Annotated in this window: 3 protein-coding genes; all 3 read right to left on the bottom strand. The window is 70.5% G+C overall.

The features are described from left to right. Window positions 1-146: 146 nt before the first annotated feature. The 3 genes from ACFV6V_RS30935 to ACFV6V_RS30925 all read right to left on the bottom strand — a co-directional run bounded on the left by ACFV6V_RS30935 (window position 147) and on the right by ACFV6V_RS30925 (window position 5,041). Complete coding sequence (locus tag ACFV6V_RS30935; protein WP_385571158.1) at window positions 147-2,276, bottom strand: 3-hydroxyacyl-CoA dehydrogenase NAD-binding domain-containing protein; 2,130 nt, start codon at window positions 2,274-2,276, stop codon at window positions 147-149. Then, window positions 2,273-3,499 (bottom strand): thiolase family protein, encoded by a 1,227-nt coding sequence (locus ACFV6V_RS30930; protein WP_385571157.1) that lies wholly within the window; start codon window positions 3,497-3,499, stop codon window positions 2,273-2,275. Before ACFV6V_RS30930 ends, ACFV6V_RS30935 begins: the two co-directional genes overlap by 4 nt. Before the next feature lie 261 nt (window positions 3,500-3,760). Then, window positions 3,761-5,041 carry an HRDC domain-containing protein gene (locus ACFV6V_RS30925; protein ID WP_385571156.1) on the bottom strand — a complete coding sequence of 427 codons (1,281 nt, stop codon included), beginning with the start codon at window positions 5,039-5,041 and terminating at the stop codon, window positions 3,761-3,763. Window positions 5,042-5,154: the final 113 nt, after the last annotated feature.

Here is a 5,154-nt window from a genome sequence, read left to right as displayed (position 1 = left end):
GTACCCGGGAAGCCCGGGTACGGCCGCCGTTCCCGTCTCCCGCACGCACGGGACAGCACGCACCGGACCACACGAACGCGACAAACACGAACGGGCCGTACGGGATCGGAATCCCGTACGGCCCGTTCGCCGTTGCGTGGTGCGCCCTACGCGGGGACGCTCGCGACGCCCTGCGCCAGGAACGGCTTGCCGTTCACTCGCTGCGAGACACCTTCGCGGTCCAGGTACGGCGTGATGCCGCCCAGGTGGAAGGGCCAGCCGGCGCCCGTGATCAGGCAGAGGTCGATGTCCTGCGCCTCGGCGACGACACCCTCCTCCAGCATCAGCCCGATCTCCTGCGCCACCGCGTCCAGGACGCGGTCGCGGACCTGCTCCTCCGTCAGGACGTTGTCGCCCTGCTCGAGGAGGGCGGCGACCTCCGGGTCCAGCTCCGGCTTGCCCGAGTCGTAGACGTAGAAGCCGCGCTTGCCGGCCTTGACGACCGCGGCCAGGTTCTTGGAGACCGTGAAGCGCTCCGGGAAGGCGCGGTTGAGGGTCTCGGAGACATGCAGGCCGATGGCCGGGCCGACCAGCTCGAGCAGGACCAGCGGCGACATCGGCAGTCCGAGCGGCTCGATGGCCTTCTCGGCGGTGGCCACCGGGGTGCCCTCGTCGATGACGTTCTGGATCTCGCCCATGAAGCGGGTCAGGATGCGGTTCACGACGAACGCGGGGGCGTCCTTGGTGAGGACCGCGGTCTTCTTCAGCTTCTTCGCGACACCGAAGGCGGTGGCGAGGGAGGCGTCGTCCGTCTTCTCACCGCGGACGATCTCCAGGAGCGGCAGGATCGCGACGGGGTTGAAGAAGTGGAAGCCGACCACACGCTCCGGGTGCTGGAGCTTGGAGGCCATCTCCGAGACCGACAGCGAGGAGGTGTTGGTGGCGAGGATCGCGTGCGCCGGAGCGACGGCCTCGACCTCCGCGAACACCTTCTGCTTGACGCTCATCTCCTCGAACACGGCCTCGATGATGAAGTCCGCGTCCGCGAAGCCCTCGGCCTTGTCCAGGACACCGCTCACCAGCGCCTTGAGGCGGTTGGCCTTGTCCTGGTTGATCCTGCCCTTGCCCAGCAGCTTCTCGATCTCGGCGTGGACGTAGCCCACACCCTTGTCGACGCGCTCCTGGTCGATGTCGGTGAGCACCACCGGCACCTCGAGGCGGCGCAGGAAGAGCAGCGCGAGCTGGGAGGCCATCAGACCGGCGCCGACGACACCGACCTTGGTGACCGGGCGGGCCAGGCTCTTGTCCGGGGCGCCTGCGGGGCGCTTGCCGCGCTTCTGCACCAGGTTGAAGGCGTAGATGCCGGAGCGCAGTTCGCCACCCATGATCAGGTCGGCGAGGGCGGTGTCCTCGGCGTCGAAGCCCTTTTGGAGGTCGCCGTCCTTGGACGCCTCGATGATGTCGAGGGCGCGGTACGCGGCCGGGGCCGCACCGTGCACCTTGGAGTCGGCGATGAACCGGCCGCGGGCGACGGCCTGGTCCCAGCCCTCACCACGGTCGATCTCGGCGCGCTCCACCGCGATCTCGCCCTTGAGGACGGACGCGGTCCAGATCAGCGACTGCTCCAGGAAGTCGGCGCCCTCGAAGATCGCGTCGGCGATGCCGAGCTCGAAGACCTGCTTGCCCTTGAGCTGCTTGTTCTGGTTGAGCGAGTTCTCGATGATCACCGAGACGGCACGGTCCGCACCGATCAGGTTCGGCAGGATGGTGCAGCCGCCCCAGCCCGGGACCAGGCCCAGGAAGACCTCGGGCAGCGAGAAGGCCGGCAGGGCCTGCGAGACCGTGCGGTACGAGCAGTGCAGACCGACCTCGACACCGCCGCCCATGGCCGCGCCGTTGTAGTACGCGAAGGTCGGGACGGCGAGCGCGGACAGCCGCTTGAAGACGTCGTGGCCGCCCTTGCCGATGGCCAGCGCGTCCGCGTGCTGCTTCAGCAGTTCGACGCCCTTGAGGTCGGCGCCGACGGCGAAGATGAAGGGCTTGCCCGTGATGCCGACGCCGACGACGGCGCCCTCGGACGCCTCCTTCTCGACCTGGTCGATCGCGAGGTTCAGGTTCGCGAGCGACTGCGGCCCGAAGGTGGTCGGCTTGGTGTGGTCGAAGCCGTTGTCCAGCGTGATGAGGGCGAACTTGCCCGCGCCGCCGGGGAGGTCGAGGTGGCGTACGTGCGCCTGGGTGACGACCTCGTCCGGGAACAGCTCGGCCGCGCCCTTCAGGAGCTCAGCGGTGGTGCTCACTTGTTGCCTCCGGCGTCCTTGTGGTGCGGGTTCTCCCAGATCACGGTGGCGCCCATGCCGAAGCCGACGCACATCGTGGTGAGGCCGTAGCGGACCTCCGGCTGCTCCTCGAACTGGCGGGCCAGCTGCGTCATCAGACGGACGCCGGAGGAGGCGAGGGGGTGACCGAAGGCGATGGCGCCGCCGTACTGGTTGACGCGCGCGTCGTCGTCGGCGATGCCGTAGTGCTCGAGGAAGGCCAGGACCTGGACGGCGAAGGCCTCGTTGATCTCGAACAGGCCGATGTCCTCGATGGACAGGCCGGCCTGCGCGAGGGCCTTCTCCGTGGCCGGGATCGGGCCGTAGCCCATGACCTCGGGCTCGACACCCGCGAAGGAGTACGAGACGAGGCGCATCTTGACCGGGAGGTTGTTCTCGCGGGCGAAGTCCTCGGAGGCGATGAGCGAGGCGGTGGCGCCGTCGTTCAGGCCCGCGGCGTTACCGGCGGTGACGCGGCCGTGGACGCGGAACGGGGTCTTCAGGCCGGTCAGGTTCTCCAGCGTGGTGCCCGGGCGCATCGGCTCGTCGGCGGTGACCAGGCCCCAGCCGGTCTCGCCGGCGTCCGGGTTGGTGCGGCGCACGGAGACCGGCACCAGGTCCTGCTGGATCTTGCCGTTGGCGTAGGCCTTGGCGGCCTTCTCCTGCGAGCGCACGGCGTACTCGTCGGCGCGCTGCTTGGTGATGGAGGGGTAGCGGTCGTGCAGGTTCTCCGCCGTCATGCCCATGAACAGGGCCGACTGGTCGACGAGCTTCTCCGACACGAAGCGCGGGTTCGGGTCGACGCCCTCGCCCATCGGGTGGCGGCCCATGTGCTCGACACCGCCGGCGATGGCGATGTCGTACGCACCGAAGGCCACGCTGCCCGCGACCGCGGTGACGGCGGTCAGCGCGCCCGCGCACATGCGGTCGATGGAGTAGCCGGGCACGGACTGCGGCAGCCCCGCGAGGATGCCGGCGGTGCGGCCGATGGTCAGGCCCTGGTCACCGATCTGCGTGGTCGCGGCGATGGCGACCTCGTCGATCTTCTTGGGGTCGAGGTCCGGGTTGCGGCGCAGCAGCTCCCGGATGGCCTTCACGACGAGATCGTCGGCGCGGGTCTCGTGGTAGATGCCCTTCGGGCCCGCCTTGCCGAACGGGGTGCGGACGCCGTCGACGAAGACGACGTCCCTGACGGTACGAGGCACGATGGCTCTCCTCCAGGGTGCGGGGTGGCACTGCTGCGTGCGCGGCTAAGCGCGCGCTTGCCCTCATGCTACTTGTGGGTAACTGGGTTGCCCACACCTGGAGCGGGGAGCGGCGAAGGTCACACCGGGGGGCGGCGTCCTGTGGAGCCGCGGAGCCACGGGGTGGGCGGGTCTCGCGGTGTGCCGTCCCCCGTGTGGGCGGCCGTGGTGCCCGTCCTCGAACTCCCCCCGGACCTCGTCCGGGGGACGTCCCGACCCGTCTCAGGGCGCTGCCGAGAGCGCGCGCGTCAGCAGCGGGGTCACCTGCTCGATCTGCCACTCACGCGCGCCGAACGCGCGCAGGGCCGAAGACACCTCTTCGGGAGCCGCGACCGGAGGCTCCCAGCAGACCCGGCGCACCGTGTCAGGGGTGATCAGGTTCTCCTGGGGCAGGTTCAGCCGCTCCGCGAGGGCCGAGACCGCAGTACGGGCCGCCGACAGGCGAGCTGCCGCGGCAGGGTCCTTGTCCGCCCAGGAGCGCGGGGGCGGCGGACCCGCCACCGGCTGCCCCGGCTGCGGCAGATCCGCGTCCGGCAGGTCCCGGGCGCGGTCCACCGCCGCCTGCCACTGCTCCAGCGCACGGCGCCCCATCCGGTGCCCGAACCCGGGCAACGCGGTCAGCGCCTGCACGTCCACCGGCACGGCGAGGGCCGCCTCGATGATCGCCGAGTCGCTCAGCACCTTGCCCGGTGAGACGTCCCGCCGCTGCGCAACCTTGTCGCGCGCCGTCCACAACTCCCGTACGACCGCCATCTGCCGGCGCCGCCTCACCTTGTGCATTCCCGAGGTGCGGCGCCAGGGGTCCTTGCGCGGAGGGGCGGGCGGGGCGGAGGCGATCGCCTCGAACTCCTGCTGGGCCCACTCCAGCTTCCCCTGGCGGTCGAGCTCCTTCTCCAGCGAGTCCCGCAGGTCGACCAGCAGCTCCACGTCCAGGGCCGCGTACCGCAGCCATGGATCCGGCAGGGGCCGGATCGACCAGTCCACGGCCGAGTGGCCCTTCTCCAGCGCGTAGCCGAGCACAGACTCGACCATGGCGCCGAGACCCACGCGCGGGAAGCCCGCGAGTCGCCCGGCCAGCTCGGTGTCGAAGAGCCGGGTCGGCACCATGCCTATTTCGCGCAGACAGGGCAGGTCCTGTGTGGCGGCGTGCAGGATCCACTCGGTACCGGCCAGTGCCTCGCCGAGTCCGGAGAGATCGCCGCAGCCGACCGGGTCGATCAGTGCCGTGCCCGCGCCTTCCCTGCGCAGCTGGACGAGGTACGCCCGCTGGCCGTACCGGTAGCCCGAGGCGCGCTCGGCGTCCACGGCCACGGGTCCGCTCCCGGCGGCGAACAAGGCGATCACGGACGCGAGGTCCCCGGGTGCCGCGACCACCGGGGGAACACCCTCGCGCGGCTCCAACAGGGGGATCGGCGCCCCGTCGACCGCGAAGCCGTCATCCGGGGGGCCGCCCCCGGGGGTGCGCAGGTCTGGCGCTGCTGCGGTCTCTTGGGCGTCGGTCACCTGTCAAGGGTATCTGTGAACGGAAGCCGCCCGCCGACGGAACGTTCCGTCGGGGGAGGGGAGGCCCTTTCGGTAGTAAAACTTGGTGGGTGTTTTTAAAAAAAAAGAACGCC

This window comes from Streptomyces sp. NPDC059828 (assembly GCF_042731955.1).
Classification (GTDB): domain Bacteria; phylum Actinomycetota; class Actinomycetes; order Streptomycetales; family Streptomycetaceae; genus Streptomyces.
This window is presented reverse-complemented; position numbering and strand designations above follow the sequence as displayed.